The following is a 13,260-nucleotide window of genomic DNA, read 5'->3' on the forward strand; positions in this document are numbered from 1 at the left end:
TCCGGCCTCGTTGGCCCCGGTGCGTGTCAACAACGTCATGCCCTCCTACACCTAGGGTGGTGCCGACCCCCACGAGAACGCCCGAGAGGACCCCCATGCGCGTCGGAATGCTCACCTCCGGAGGCGACTGCCCCGGCCTCAACGCCGTCATCCGCTCCGCCGTCCTGCACGGCATCAAGTCGTACGACATGGAGATGGTGGGCATCCGCAACGGGTGGTCCGGCCTGATCGAGAAGGACGTCGAGGACCTGCCCCGCTCCCGCGTGCGCGGCCTGGCCCGCACCGGCGGCACCATCCTCGGCACCTCCCGCACGCACCCCTACAACGCGGAGGGCGGCGGCCCGGAGAACATGCTCCGCAACCTGCGCGAGCTGGACATCGACGCCGTCATCGCCATCGGCGGCGAGGGCACCCTGGCCGGCGCGAACCGCCTGGCCGCGGACGGGCTGCCGATCGTGGGCGTGCCCAAGACGATCGACAACGACCTGCAGGGCACCGACTACACGTTCGGCTTCGACACGGCCGTGCAGATCGCCACGGACGCCATGGACCGGCTGCGCACCACGGGCGAGTCCCACCACCGCTGCATGGTCGCCGAGGTCATGGGCCGCCACGTCGGCTGGATCGCCCTGCACTCGGGCATGGCCGCCGGCGCCCACGCGATCCTCATCCCCGAGGTCCGCACCCCGATGTCCCAGGTCGCCGAGTGGGTGCAGCAGGTCCACGACCGCGGTCGCTCCCCGCTGGTCGTGGTGGCGGAGGGCTTCGTCCCCGAGGGCCACGACGACCCGCTGGCCGAGGCCGGCGTCGAGGCGTCCGGCCGGCCGCGTCTGGGCGGCATCGGCGAGTGGGTGACCCGCGAGATCGAGGAGATGACGGGCATCGAGACGCGCAGCACCATCCTGGGCCACATCCAGCGCGGCGGCGCCCCCACCGCCACGGACCGCGTGCTCTCCACGCGCTTCGGCATGGGCGCCGTCGACCTCGTCGCCCAGCGCCGCTGGGGACAGATGGTGGCGGCCAACGGCACGGAGATCATCTCCATCCCCATGAGCGCCGCCCTCAAGGGCCTCAAGAAGGTGCCGGTCTCGCGCTACGACGAGGCGAAGATCCTGTTCGGCCGGTGAGACCCGACCACCCCGCCGTCGGCGTGCTGGCCCTCGGGCTGGCGCGTCGGCTCGGCCTGCCCGACACCGCGCTCCTGCCCGGCGACGCCCCGGCGGCGGGTGCCGAGCCGCGCCGCATCGAGGTGGCCCGGCAGGGCGTCGCCGAGGCGGAGGTGCTGGCCCTGCCCCTGGGCCACCGTCGTGGCGGGGCCGGCGTGGTTCACGCGTGCCTGCCGCGGCGTGCCCGCCGAGGCGCTGGGCGTGGAGTCGGCCCTGCTGCGGACGGCGGTGCGCGCCGCCGCCGGGGAGGCCGTGCGCTCGCGCGGCGAGTTCACGCTCTACGCCGCCGAGGAACCGCCGCCAGTCGACCCCTCGCGCACCGTCGCCGTGTCCGACGACCCCGCCCACGTCCACGCCGCGGTCGCGCAGGCCCCCGCAGACGACGTGGCCGAGGCGGGTGTCCCCTCCTGGGAGTCCTCGGTCGCGCTCGTTCCCGACGACGGCGCGGGACGGGCGATCGAAGCCGCGGTGGCGGCGGCGGGGCATCGCGTGACGGGCGGCGTGCTGGCCTCGCTGGGCACCCTCACCCCACCGCGGCTGCGCGGTCGTGGGCTCGGCCGCTACGCGGTGGCCGTGGCGATGGACCGGGCGGCGCTGGAGGGGCTGCTGCCGTTCGCCGAGGTGCCGGCGGGCCACACGGCCGCGCACCACGTGGCGATCGCCGTCGGGCTGGAGGCGGCGGGCACGCGGACCGTCCTCGCGCTGGACTGAGCCGGAGAGTCGGTCAGCGCAGGCGGCCCACGCCGCGCGGTCGGCCGACGACCTGCCCGGCGTCCGGGGACACGAGCGGCTCCTGGCTCGCGGCGATCCAGCCGCCCTCGGCGGCACCGTCCTCGCCGGGAGCGTCCTCGCGGACCAGCAGCTCGGCGTCCACGGGCACCGTGCGCTTGAGCAGCGCCAGGGCGACGGCGCCCGCCTCATGGTGCTGGGCCGCGGCGGTGACCGTCCCCACCGGACGGGCGGCGGCGCGGGCCGCGGGCGTGTCCTCGGCCGGCCGGAGGATCACGGGGGCACCGTGCTCGGGGAGCGCGTGGACGGAGCCGTCCAGGAGCAGGCGGGTGAGGCGGCGGGGCGGGCGGCCCAGGTTGTGCACGCGCGCCACGGTCTCCTGACCGCGGTAGCAGCCCTTCTCGAGGTGCACGGCGGTGCGCAGCAGGTCCAGCTCGTGCGGGATCGCGCGGTCGTCCACGTCGAGGGCCCGGCGGGGGCGACCGGCCTCGATGCGCAGCGCCTCGGCCGCCGTCGTGCCCGCCAGGGACCAGCCCGCGAGCACGCCCGTGCCGAGCGCGCGGACGGTGGCCTCGAGGTCGGCCCGGGTGACGAGGTACTCGCGCCAGGACCAGTCCGCGCCCGGGTGGGCCGCGGGATCCGGATCGGCCGTGTAGGCCCAGCCGCCCGCCCCGACGCGCGGCCACGGGTCCAGCCACACGGTGCGGTCCTCCCAGCCGGGCACGGGCGCGGTGGCGCCCACGACGGCGACCGCCCCGGTGTGGTCCCGCAGGGTGACGTCGTGGGAGAAGCGCATCGAGGTGAGCCACGCGGCGAGGCCCGGGCCGTCCTCGCGGTCCGTGACGAGCCAGGCCGCGGCGCCGTCCTCGAGCAGGTGGGCGGCGTGCTCGATCCGCCCCTGCACGTCGAGGAAGAGGATCTCGGTGCTCGTGCCGGGGGGCAGCGTCTCGACGTGCTGCGTGCCGAGCGTGTGCAGCCAGCTCAGCCGGTCCGGGCCGGACACGGAGAGCACGGCCCGGTGGGAGAGGTCGACCAGGGCGCGGCCCCGGGCGAGGGCGCGCTGCTCGGGCAGGGGGCGACCGTAGTGCGCGGCGACGCCGGCGTCCGGGCCGCGGCCCTCGACGGCGCCGCCGGCCGGCCCCTGCGGCTCGGCCACGGCCAGGTCCAGCAGCGGGCTGCGGGAGGCCGTCACGACTGCTCCCCGCGAGCCCCGCGAGGACGCTCGGCCCCCGGGGCGAGCCGACCCTCGGCCGCGCTCGGCATGCGGTCCAGGATGGCGGAGGCGTGCGCCTCGAGCTCGGCGCCCGCGGCGTCCGCGACGTCCCAGCGCCAGAACAGCTGCCCGTTCACGAGACCGGCCATGCGGGTGGCCCGGTGGTACGGGCCGGCGGCGGAGCCACGCAGGACCGCGTCCGTGGCCAGCTGCAGCTGCGGGCCCTTGATGCGGCCGTAGTACAGCTCGGACAGCGAGCCCGGATGCGTGATGGTGGCGGTCAGGCCGAAGCCCTCGTCGCCGGCGCGCAGCCGCTCGACGTCCTCGGCGGAGCGGAACGCGGGGACGATGTCCGCCGGGCGCATGCCGGGGCCGACGTCGCCGTCGCGCCGCGCCCGGTCCACCTGCCAGAAGCCGGACTCCACGGTCAGCGGACGCAGCAGCGTGCCGTCCGCCTCGCACAGCCACGATTCCGCGCGGTACTCCACGAACGGCAGACCGTGCTCGGTGAAGTCCACCCGCTGGTAGAAGATCTCGGTGTCGGCGGAGCCGTCGCCGAGGCGGCCCTGGCCCTCCCAGCTGCCGATGAGCCAGGACAGGGGGGCGAGCTCTGGGGTGAGGTCGTACGGGAGTTCAGTCGCCATGGCAGATCACGGCGCGGCCCGCCAGCGGGCCGCGCGTCCTCAGCGCTGGCCCTTGAAGAGGCCGTTGATGACGACCGCGGCGACGGCGGCCATGCCCAGGCCGGCCAGGACCACGAGGGCCAGGAAGAAGATCTCGAGCGCAAGAAGGGTATCCATGCGGGACATCCTACCGAGCGGGTCGGACCTGTCAGGCCAGGAAGCCCACCATGACGTGCGCCACGACGCCGGCCGCTCCCACGGGCGCCAACGCGAGGGCGTAGCCCGCCCGGCGCGGGCGCAGGGTGGTGCCCACCGGCCGGTCCTCGGGCCGCGGCCGCGACGACGGCGCCGTGGCGGCGGTCAGGGACACCAGCACGGCCACCGCGAGCGCCGCGGCCATGACGGCCGGCCGGTCCCGGGCGCCCACGCCGGCCAGCGCGGAGACGGGCCACGCGAGCACCGTGCTGAGGGGGATGACCACGAGCGCCAGGACTCCCGGCCGGCCCTGCATCCACGGGGTGAGGCCGACGAGGGAGACCGCGGCCACCGTGACCGCCAGCGTGATGACCAGCCCGGCGACCGCGGGGGTGTCGCTCCAGCGTGAGACGGCCACCCAGCACGCTGTCACGACGGCCACGAACGCCCCGCCCATCGTGGCGACGGTGGACTCGAGGCGCAGCGGCCGGCCGGTCCCGCGCACCAGCTGGACGACGAACGAGGCCATGGTGCTCCAGGCGACGACGACGGCGAGCGGCTCGAAGAGCGTCCAGGCCCCGCTGTGGCCGTCCTCGAGCGGCGGCCACAGCAGCATGAGCAGCACCGCGGCGCCCCCGGCGACGGCCAGGGTGACGCTGAGCGAGAGGCGCGCGGGCGCCCCCATCTGCCGCGGCCAGCCCCAGGCGATGACCAGGATCACGACGGCGGCGGCGAGGGCGGCGGGGACCGGGCCCAGCAACGCGGCACCGCCCAGGACGAGGGCGGCGACGGCCGCACTCAGGGCCATGGACAAGCGCATCACCTGCCCCATCCTGCCAGGTGCGCACCGGCTCGGCCCTGGGCGGGCGACGGCGGGGCGCACCTCGCGGGCCACCGTCCTCCTTCCGTAGGGTGGCCGGCATGGCCGAACACCCCACCCCCACGACCTCCGACGCCGACGGAATGCCGCGCGTCGTCACCCCGCGCCCGGAGGAGGCGAGCGCCGTCCTGGACCTGGCCGACCGCGCCGGGGCGGCGGACGGTCATCCCCCGCTGTCGGACCAGACGCGCGTGCTGCTCGCCCGCGGCGGGCAGCTCTGGTGGGGGGCCACCCGGGGCCCGGACGGGGCGATCGACGGGGCGGCCGTGCTCGTGCCCGAGGGCGCGGCGGCCGTGCTCGAGCTCGTCGTCGACCCGACCGCACGCCGCACCGGCCGGGGGACGGTCCTGGCCGACGCCGCGGCCGCCGCGGTCCGGGACCTGGCGCGGGAGGAGACCACGAGCGTCTGGGCCCACGGCATGCTCCCGGGGGCGGTCCGGCTCGCCCGGCGGCACGGCCTCGAGCCCGTCCGCGAGCTGCGCCGGATGCGCCTGTCGCACGCGGCGCTCGCGGCCCTGCCGGAGGTGCGGCTCGCCGACGGGGTGGCCCTGCGCGGCTTCGTCCCCGGCCAGGACGAGCAGGCCTGGCTGGACGTGAACGCCGCCGCCTTCGCGGACCACCCCGAACAGGGCAGCCTGACCCGCGCCGACCTCGACGACCGCATGGCGGAGGACTGGTTCGACGCCGACGGCCTCCTGCTCGCCGCCCGCGAGGCGGACGGGCGGCTGCTCGGCTTCCACTGGACGAAGGTGGAGCCGGATGCCGGAGCCGACGGCCCGCGCGTCGGGGAGGTGTACGCCGTGGGCGTCTCCCCCGACGCCCAGGGCCTCGGCCTCGGTCGGGCCCTGACGCTGGCGGGGCTGCACCGGATGGCGGAGCAGGGAGTCGACGTCGTGGACCTGTACGTGGACGCGGACAACACGGCCGCCGTCGCGCTCTACGCGTCCCTCGGCTTCGAGCTGTTCGCCGCCGACGCCCAGTACCGCCGCCCCTGAGACCCTCGGGCGGGGACCGGCCGGGCACATCCCGGCGGCCTCGTATCCTGGTGAGGCCGGCCCCGTGGGGTCGGCCACGCCCCGTGCCCTGCCCCAGCAGTCGTCGCGGCCGCCGCACCCCGAGAGGAACCCGCCCCATGCCTTCGTCCCACGCCGACCGCGTCGCCCGCTGGTCCACGGAGGACCGCGCCTCGGAAGGCCCCCGCGCCGAGGTGCTGGCCGCCGGCATGCTGCCGTGGCGCCGCGTGCCCGGCGGCCTCGAGGTGATGGTGATCCACCGGCCCCGCTACGACGACTGGTCGTGGCCCAAGGGCAAGCTCGATCCGGGTGAGACGCTGCCGGAGTGCGCGGTGCGCGAGCTGCGCGAGGAGGTCGGCCTGGAGCTGCGGCCGGGCATCCCGCTGTGCGTGACCGCGTACGAGGTGCCCGGCAAGCGGGGCGTACGTCAGAGCAAGGAGGTCTGGTACTGGGCCGCCGAGGTCGACGGCCAGCGCGCCCTCCCCGACGGCGACGAGGTGGACGAGGTCCGCTGGGTCGGGCCGGACGAGGCCCGGCGGCTGCTGACGAACGGCTCGGATCACGAACCGCTCGACCTGCTGCTGCGTGCCGCCTCCCGGGGGCGCCTGCGGACCGTGCCGCTGCTGGTGCTGCGCCACGCCAAGGCCAAGCCCCGCTCCTCGTGGTCCCGCGCCGAGCAGGAGCGTCCGCTGGCGGCGACGGGCCGGCGGCAGGCGCTCGCCGTCGAGGGCCTCGTGGCGGCCTGGCGGCCGGAGCGGCTGGTCTCCTCCCCGTGGCGCCGCTGCGTGGAGACGCTGGCCCCGCTCGTGAAGTCCAGCCGGCTGCCGCTGAAGACCAAGGGCGCGTTCACGGAGACCACGGCCCGGGAGAAGCCCAAGAAGACCCGCAAGGTGATGGCCGAGCTCATGGGCCGCTCCCGGCCGCTGGTCGTGTGCACGCACCGGCCGGTGCTGCCGACGCTGTTCGAGGTGGTCGAGGACGCGGCCGCCGGCCAGGCGGACCGCGTGCTGCGGGCCCTGCCGACCGAGGACCCGTGGCTGCGGCCCGGCGCTGTGCTCGTGGCGCACCGCGCGCTCGACCTCGACGGCGACGTGGTGGCCGTCGAGGTCTACGACCCCTGGGACGACTGAGCCGCCCGCGCGACCGGGCCACCGTTGAGCGGGCCCGCCCCCGGCCCTAGGCTCGGGTCATGGAGAACACCGCCGCCCAGAGCCAGCCCGAGAAGATCGTCCACGAGCGCCTCACGGTGACCCGGGACCCGGACCGTCAGCGCTTCGAGCTGCGCCAGGACGGGACTTTCATCGGGTTCCTCGGCTACGACCAGGAGACCGTGCGCGGCGCGGACGGTGAGGACACCGTGGTCCTGCGCCTGCAGCACACCATCATCGACGAGCAGTTCGGCCGCCGCGGCTACGCCCGCGCCCTCGTGACCATGGTCCTGGACAGGCTGCGCGCGGAGGGTGACCGGATCGTGCCCGAGTGCTCCTACGTGGAGGACTACCTGCGCCGCTACCCCGAGTACCAGGACATGGTGTTCCACGGCTGACCGGGGGCGGGGCCCTGCCCTGCCGGTACCCGCCTCCGCCGGGCCGTCGAGGACGCTCAGCGCGTCCGCTCGGATCGCTAGAGTGGGCCGGGTGAGCATCCCGACTCCCTACGAGGACCTCCTCGCCGACGTGATGGCCCACGGGGCCGTCAAGACGGACCGGACCGGCACGGGCACGCGCAGCGTGTTCGGCCGCCAGCTGCGCTTCGACCTGGCCGAGTCCTTCCCGCTGATCACCACCAAGCGCGTGCACTTCAAGTCGGTCGCGCTCGAGCTGCTGTGGTTCCTGCGCGGGGACTCGAACGTGCGGTGGCTCCAGGAGCGCGGCGTGCGGATCTGGAACGAGTGGGCGGACGAGGACGGCGAGCTCGGCCCCGTCTACGGCGTGCAGTGGCGCTCGTGGCCCACCCCGGACGGGGGCCACATCGACCAGATCGCCAAGGTCGTGGAGCAGATCCGGATGAACCCCGACTCGCGCCGGCACATCGTCACCGCGTGGAACCCCGCCGAGGTGGACGAGATGGCGCTGCCGCCGTGCCACGCGCTGTTCCAGTTCTACGTCTCCCCCGGTCAGGACGGCGCCCCCGGGCGGCTCTCGTGCCAGCTCTACCAGCGCTCGGCGGACCTGTTCCTCGGCGTGCCGTTCAACATCGCCTCGTACGCGCTGCTCACGGTGATGGTCGCGCAGCAGACCGGGTTGACGCCCGGCGAGTTCGTGTGGACCGGCGGGGACGTGCACATCTACGCGAACCACGAGGAGCAGGTGCGCGAGCAGCTCTCCCGCGAGCCGTACCCGTACCCGCGGCTGCGGCTGCGGCGCACCCCCGCGTCGATCTTCGACTACGACTACGAGGACTTCGAGGTCCTCGACTACCGTCACCACCCCACCATCACGGCGCCGATCGCCGTCTGAGCCGAGGATGCGCAGCGACCCCATGAGCCGGGCCACCCGTCCCACCGAGCCCGTGATCGCCATGATCTGGGCCCAGACCCCCGAGCGCGTCATCGGCCGCGACGGCACCATGCCGTGGCACGTCCCCGAGGACCTCGCGCACTTCCGGGCCCACACGCACGGCCACCCCGTGATCATGGGCCGGCGCACGTGGGAGTCGTTCCCGGCGCGGTTCCGCCCGCTGCCCGGGCGCACGAACATCGTGGTCTCCCGCACCCTGACGGCCACCGAGGAGGCCGGCGCGGAGCTGCGGGCCGCGGGCGCCGTCGTCGTGCCTGACTTCGGGGCGGCCCTGGCCGCCGCGGCCGAGGCCGACGGCTGTGACACCGTGTGGGTGATCGGTGGGGCGACCCTCTACGAGCAGGCCCTCGACGTGGCCTCCCGCGCCGAGGTGACCGTGATCGACGCGGACGTCGACGGCGACACGCACGCCCCGCTGCTCGACGCCCGCTGGCGGCGCACCGCCGTCGACCCCGCCCCCGACGCGTGGCTGGACTCCGCCTCCGGCCCGCGCCACCGCTTCGAACGATGGGAACGCGACTGACATGGCCCCGACCGACTCCGACCAGCGTCTGCTCTCCCCGCAGGCGGTCACGTTCCTCGCGCTCGTCGCCCTGCCCGTGCTGGCGTTCGTGTGCGCCGTGTTCGGGCTGATCCTCGTGCTGCAGGGCAAGACCATCGCCGGGCTGGTGTTCCTGCTCGTGCTGACCCAGGTGTTCGCCGTGGGCGGTCTCATCGCGTGGAACAAGCGGAAGCGCGGGCAGCAGGGCCGCTAGCCTGGAGGGCATGACTTCCGCTGCCCCCGCATCTGTGAACGCCCCCGACGCGGCCGCCGTGCCCACCGTGGGCCTGGTCGGCTGGCGCGGCATGGTGGGGTCCGTCCTCCTGCAGCGCATGGCCGAGGAGGGCGACTTCGCCCGCGTCCACCCGGTCTTCTTCTCCACATCCAACGCCGGCGGTCCCGCGCCCGTGCTCGAGGGCATGGCCGGCGACCCGGGCGTGCTCCAGGACGCGTACGACGTGGACGCGCTCACGGCCCTGCCCGTGATCCTCACCGCGCAGGGCGGGGACTACACGCAGGCCGTGTACCCGAAGCTGCGCGCCGCCGGCTGGGACGGCATCTGGATCGACGCCGCCTCCACCCTGCGCATGGCGGACACCTCCGTGATCGCGCTGGACCCCGTGAACCGCGGCGTCATCGACGCCGCCCTGGCGAACGGGACGAAGGACTTCATCGGCGGCAACTGCACCGTGTCCTGCATGCTCATGGGCCTGGGTGGCCTGTTCAAGGCGGGCCTGGTCGAGTGGGGCACCGCCATGACCTACCAGGCGGCCTCCGGCGGCGGCGCCCGGCACATGCGCGAGCTGCTCACCCAGTACGCGGAGCTGGGCGGCGCGGTGCGGGCCGAGCTGGCCGATCCGGCGTCGGCGATCCTCGAGATCGACCGGAAGGTGATCGAGCTGCAGCGCGGCGGCCTGGACTCGACGCAGTTCGGCGTGCCGCTGGGCGGCTCGCTGATCCCCTGGATCGACGCCGACCTGGGCGACGGCGTCTCCCGCGAGGAGCGCAAGGCCTACGACGAGACGAACAAGGTGCTCGGACTGACCGGTGCGGACCGGATCCCGTTCGACTCGCTGTGCGTGCGGATCGGCGCCATGCGCTCCCACTCGCAGGCCCTCACCCTCAAGCTCACCCGGGACGTGCCGCTGGACGAGGTCGAGCAGATCATCGCCGCGGACAACGAGTGGGTGCAGGTGGTGCCGAACACCAAGGAGGCCACGGTCACCGACCTGACCCCGATCGCCGCGACCGGCACCCTGCAGATCCCCGTCGGCCGGCTGCGCAAGCTCAACATGGGTCCCGAGTACCTCTCGGCGTTCACCGTCGGCGACCAGCTGCTGTGGGGTGCGGCCGAGCCCGTGCGCCGCATGCTGATGATCGCCACCGGCAACCTCTGAGCCGCGACGCCGGCGCGGCGGCGCGCCCCCGGCCCCCGTTTTCGTTCGGGAAACGGCGGGTGTTCGCGCGTTGTCGTTCGGGAAACGGCGCCCGCGCCGCCTAGGGGCGCCGTTTCCCGAACGAAAGCACTCCTGGGGGCGCCGTTTCCCGAACGAAAGTGAGGGGTCAGAGGCTGGTGCCGATGATCATCGGCTCGGGGTGCAGCTCGACGCCGAAGCGTTCGCGCACGCCGTCGCGCACGGTGCGCGCGACCGTCAGGACGTCCTCGGTGGTCGCGTCGCCGCGGTTGGTCATGGCGAGGGTGTGCTTCGTGGACACCGACGCGCGGCCCCCGGCCAGGCCGGTGCCGTCGGCTCCGCGGCCGTCCGGCCCGCCCTCGCGGGGCCCGACCTCGGGCAGCCCGAAGCCCTTCGCGAAGCCCGCGCGATCGATCAGCCAGGCCGCCGAGAGCTTCACGAGCGGCGTCCCGTCCTCGGCCTGGCCGGCGGCGAACGCCGGGGCGCCGTCGGGCAGGGAGGCCCGCACGGACGCGGGCACGATCGGGTTTGTGAAGTAGCTGCCCGTGGACCACGTGTCCGGGTCCGCCGGATCGGACACCATCCCCTTGGCGGCGCGCAGGGCCAGCACCTCGCGGCGGACCACCGCGAGCGGGGCATGGGCGCCCTCCTCGACGTCGAGCGCGGCCGCCAGCTGCCCGTAGCGGACCGGCGCCGTCGGCTCGGCGTCGGAGGAGGCGCGACGCAGCCGCAGGTCGATCGAGAGCACGATCCACCGGGGACTCGGCGCGCCGGTCTCCAGCATGGAGCGCTTGATCACGGAGTCGCGGTAGCCGAAGCGCAGGTCCGCGGGCGTCAGCTCGACGACGTCGCCCGCCTCCCGGTCCCACGCGCGCAGGGCGACGAGCACCTGCGAGACGTCCGCGCCGTACGCGCCGACGTTCTGCACGGGCGTCGCGCCGGCCGAGCCCGGGATGCCCGAGAGCGCCTCGATCCCGCCGAGCCCGTGCGCCACGGTCCATGCGACGGCGTCGTCCCACGGGTGGCCCGCCGCGATCCGCACGACGACGGCCTCCCCCTCGTGGTCCGCGAGCCGGGCCCCGTCGCCGGCGGGCGGCGTCTCGCCCTCGCCGGGCAGCGGCCCGTCCAGCACGTGGATGCCCTCGAAGGCCAGCCGCACGACGGTGCCGGGGAAGCCGGCGTCCGCCATGAGGGTGTTGGAACCGCCGCCGAGGACGAACAGGGGCTCGCCCGCCGCGTCGGCGGCGCGCACGGCCTCGATCGCCTCGGCCTCGGTGCGCGCGGTGACCCACGCGCGCGCAGGCCCGCCGACGCGGGTGGTGGTGTGGTCCGCCAGCCGCTCGCTCACGCGCTCTCCCCCGCGGGGTCGGCCAGACGGACCACGGCCTGCGCCTTGGTCAGCACGCGCGGCTTCGCCGCGTCCGGGTTGGTGACGTTCAGGTCGATCCGCACGGTCCCGGCGGCCTCGTCCACGGCGCCGACCGTGCCGACGACCTCGAGCGTGGCGCCGGGGACGGGCGCGCCGTCGTCGTCCGTGCGCCCCGTGGTGTCCGCGACGGGCACCATGCCGGTGAAGCGGGTCTGGTAGTCGACGACGGCGCCCGGGTCGCCCGCCCAGTCCGAGACGAGCTGCACGGCCGCGCCCATGGTGAGCATCCCGTGGGCGATGACGCCGGGCAGGCCGACGTGCTCGGCGAACGACGGGGACCAGTGGATCGGGTTGCGGTCGCCGGAGGCACCCGCGTAGGCCACGAGGTCGGCGCGGGTGAACGTGACGGTGCGCGTGCCGACCACCTCGCCCCGGGCGAGGTCGGACAGGCGGGGGGCGGTGCTCATCAGGACTCCTCTCCCCGGACCAGCAGGGTGGACGTGACGGTGGAGACGGCCGCGCCGTCCAGATCTGCGATCTCGGTGACGGTGGTGACCATGCGGTTGCCGCCGAGGGACTTCACGGCCTCGACCCGCACGGTCGCCACGACCTCGTCCCCGGCCACCAGCGGGCGGTGGTGGACGAAGCGCTCGTCCGCGTGGACCACGCGCGAGAAGTCGATGCCCAGCTCGGGATCGGCGACGACGGCGGCCTCGGCGCGCTGGGCGATGACGACGGCGAAGGTCGGCGGGGCGACCAGGTCGGCGTGTCCCAGGGCCCGGGCGGCCGCGACGTCGTGGTGCGCGGGATGCTGGGCCTGCACGGCCTCGGCGAAGCCGCGGACCGCCTCACGACCGACCTGGAAGGGGGGCGCGGGCGGATAGCTCCGCCCGGCGACGTCGGGGTTCACGCTCAACTCGGGCCTCCTGCGGGACGGTTCTCGACTGCCGTCCAGCCTAACGGCCGGGGCGCCGCTCCCCCTGCCGGCGGGCGGCCTGGCGGAAGCGCACGAGCTGGGCGGACAGGTGCACGGCGACGCCCGCGCCGAGCACGCCCAGGGCGGTCCCGGAGACGGCGAGGCGTCCGGTGGTCCCGCCGACGACCGCCAGCACGATCCCCACGAGGAACAGCGCGGAGCCGGTCAGCACGAGGGTCCGGTACAGCCGGGAGCCGTGCTCCCACGGGGAGACGAAGCCGCGGGGCGCGGCGGTGCCGCGGGTGGGCTGGTGGGCGGGGCGACGCGTGGACATGCCCGCCAGGCTACCGGGGCGACGGACGGGCCCCGGAACGCGAAAGGACCCGGCCCCTCCGAGGAGGTGACCGGGTCCGTCCGATTCCGTAGCGGCGGGGGGACTCGATCCCCCGACCTCACGATTATGAGTCGTGCGCTCTAACCAGCTGAGCTACGCCGCCACGACACGAGAACGCCCGCACTCACGGTTATCACGCCGCGAGGGCGGGCTCTCATGTCAGAGCCCCGACCGGGAATCGATCCCGGGACCTCCATCTTACCAAGATGGCGCTCTACCACTGAGCTATCGGGGCAACGAGGTGAGACTCTACCAGGGCCCCGGGGCCGATGCAAAATCGGCCCCGG

17 protein-coding genes and 2 tRNA genes are annotated in these 13,260 nt (G+C 75.0%); 9 read left to right on the forward strand and 10 right to left on the reverse strand.

Going from position 1 to position 13,260, the window contains the following annotated elements:
- Positions 1-95: 95 nt before the first annotated feature.
- A complete protein-coding gene (locus NR072_RS03625) occupies positions 96-1,127 on the forward strand; it encodes a 6-phosphofructokinase (RefSeq protein WP_036317733.1) in 1,032 nt (343 codons plus the stop codon).
- Here the strand turns inward: NR072_RS03625 and NR072_RS03630 are convergent.
- Complete coding sequence (locus tag NR072_RS03630; protein WP_256836166.1) at positions 1,094-1,330, reverse strand: hypothetical protein; 237 nt, start codon at positions 1,328-1,330, stop codon at positions 1,094-1,096. The two genes, NR072_RS03625 and NR072_RS03630, sit on opposite strands and share 34 nt — an antisense overlap.
- A gap of 16 nt (positions 1,331-1,346) precedes the next feature.
- Between NR072_RS03630 and NR072_RS03635 the strand changes: the two genes are divergently transcribed.
- The gene (locus NR072_RS03635; RefSeq protein WP_256836168.1) at positions 1,347-1,877 is read left to right on the forward strand and encodes a hypothetical protein; all 531 of its coding nucleotides are present in this window, start codon (positions 1,347-1,349) and stop codon (positions 1,875-1,877) included.
- Between the two features lie 13 nt (positions 1,878-1,890).
- On the opposite strand, the gene NR072_RS03640 is transcribed toward NR072_RS03635, so the two are convergent.
- From NR072_RS03640 to NR072_RS03650, 3 genes are all read right to left on the reverse strand, one after another.
- A complete protein-coding gene (locus NR072_RS03640) occupies positions 1,891-3,087 on the reverse strand; it encodes a folate-binding protein (RefSeq protein ID WP_256836170.1) in 1,197 nt (398 codons plus the stop codon).
- A complete protein-coding gene (locus NR072_RS03645) occupies positions 3,084-3,752 on the reverse strand; it encodes an FABP family protein (protein WP_256836173.1) in 669 nt (222 codons plus the stop codon). The genes NR072_RS03640 and NR072_RS03645 overlap by 4 nt, the downstream gene beginning before the upstream one ends.
- Positions 3,753-3,939: 187 nt before the next feature.
- Positions 3,940-4,746, reverse strand: coding sequence for a hypothetical protein (locus NR072_RS03650; protein WP_239664486.1), 807 nt, complete (start codon positions 4,744-4,746; stop codon positions 3,940-3,942).
- A gap of 101 nt (positions 4,747-4,847) precedes the next feature.
- Between NR072_RS03650 and mshD the strand changes: the two genes are divergently transcribed.
- The 7 genes from mshD to asd all read left to right on the forward strand — a co-directional run bounded on the left by mshD (position 4,848) and on the right by asd (position 10,276).
- Positions 4,848-5,801, forward strand: a complete 954-nt coding sequence (gene mshD, locus NR072_RS03655; protein ID WP_101967409.1) for a mycothiol synthase — start codon at positions 4,848-4,850, stop codon at positions 5,799-5,801.
- Positions 5,802-5,938: 137 nt separating this feature from the next.
- Positions 5,939-6,949: an NUDIX domain-containing protein gene (locus tag NR072_RS03660; protein ID WP_256836176.1), complete on the forward strand. Its 1,011-nt coding sequence runs from the start codon at positions 5,939-5,941 to the stop codon at positions 6,947-6,949.
- A 59-nt stretch (positions 6,950-7,008) separates the two neighbouring features.
- Positions 7,009-7,365, forward strand: a complete 357-nt coding sequence (locus tag NR072_RS03665; protein ID WP_041103569.1) for a GNAT family N-acetyltransferase — start codon at positions 7,009-7,011, stop codon at positions 7,363-7,365.
- A gap of 82 nt (positions 7,366-7,447) precedes the next feature.
- Positions 7,448-8,278, forward strand: a complete 831-nt coding sequence (locus tag NR072_RS03670) for a thymidylate synthase (protein WP_095694877.1) — start codon at positions 7,448-7,450, stop codon at positions 8,276-8,278.
- Positions 8,279-8,300: 22 nt separating this feature from the next.
- Positions 8,301-8,861: a dihydrofolate reductase gene (locus tag NR072_RS03675; protein WP_095694878.1), complete on the forward strand. Its 561-nt coding sequence runs from the start codon at positions 8,301-8,303 to the stop codon at positions 8,859-8,861.
- A gap of 1 nt (position 8,862) precedes the next feature.
- On the forward strand, positions 8,863-9,093 hold the full coding sequence (locus tag NR072_RS03680; protein ID WP_098094553.1) for an NF038396 family protein: 231 nt from the start codon (positions 8,863-8,865) through the stop codon (positions 9,091-9,093).
- Positions 9,094-9,103: 10 nt separating this feature from the next.
- Positions 9,104-10,276, forward strand: a complete 1,173-nt coding sequence (gene asd, locus NR072_RS03685) for an aspartate-semialdehyde dehydrogenase (protein WP_167754951.1) — start codon at positions 9,104-9,106, stop codon at positions 10,274-10,276.
- A 166-nt stretch (positions 10,277-10,442) separates the two neighbouring features.
- Here the strand turns inward: asd and NR072_RS03690 are convergent, their stop codons facing one another.
- From NR072_RS03690 to NR072_RS03715, 6 genes are all read right to left on the reverse strand, one after another.
- Positions 10,443-11,642 (reverse strand): UDP-N-acetylmuramate dehydrogenase, encoded by a 1,200-nt coding sequence (locus NR072_RS03690; protein WP_256836189.1) that lies wholly within the window; start codon positions 11,640-11,642, stop codon positions 10,443-10,445.
- Positions 11,639-12,130, reverse strand: coding sequence for a MaoC/PaaZ C-terminal domain-containing protein (locus NR072_RS03695; RefSeq protein WP_078025942.1), 492 nt, complete (start codon positions 12,128-12,130; stop codon positions 11,639-11,641). Before NR072_RS03695 ends, NR072_RS03690 begins: the two co-directional genes overlap by 4 nt.
- On the reverse strand, positions 12,130-12,579 hold the full coding sequence (locus NR072_RS03700; protein ID WP_010080353.1) for a MaoC family dehydratase N-terminal domain-containing protein: 450 nt from the start codon (positions 12,577-12,579) through the stop codon (positions 12,130-12,132). Before NR072_RS03700 ends, NR072_RS03695 begins: the two co-directional genes overlap by 1 nt.
- A 40-nt stretch (positions 12,580-12,619) precedes the next feature.
- Positions 12,620-12,913, reverse strand: a complete 294-nt coding sequence (locus tag NR072_RS03705; RefSeq protein WP_041103577.1) for a hypothetical protein — start codon at positions 12,911-12,913, stop codon at positions 12,620-12,622.
- 89 nt (positions 12,914-13,002) lie between these two features.
- Positions 13,003-13,076, reverse strand: a tRNA-Met gene (locus NR072_RS03710).
- A gap of 60 nt (positions 13,077-13,136) precedes the next feature.
- Positions 13,137-13,208: transfer RNA gene (locus NR072_RS03715), tRNA-Thr, on the reverse strand.
- Positions 13,209-13,260: the final 52 nt, after the last annotated feature.

Origin of the sequence: Micrococcus sp. Mcc89 (assembly GCF_024519795.1) — a bacterium.
Taxonomy (GTDB): Bacteria; Actinomycetota; Actinomycetes; order Actinomycetales; family Micrococcaceae; genus Micrococcus; species Micrococcus luteus.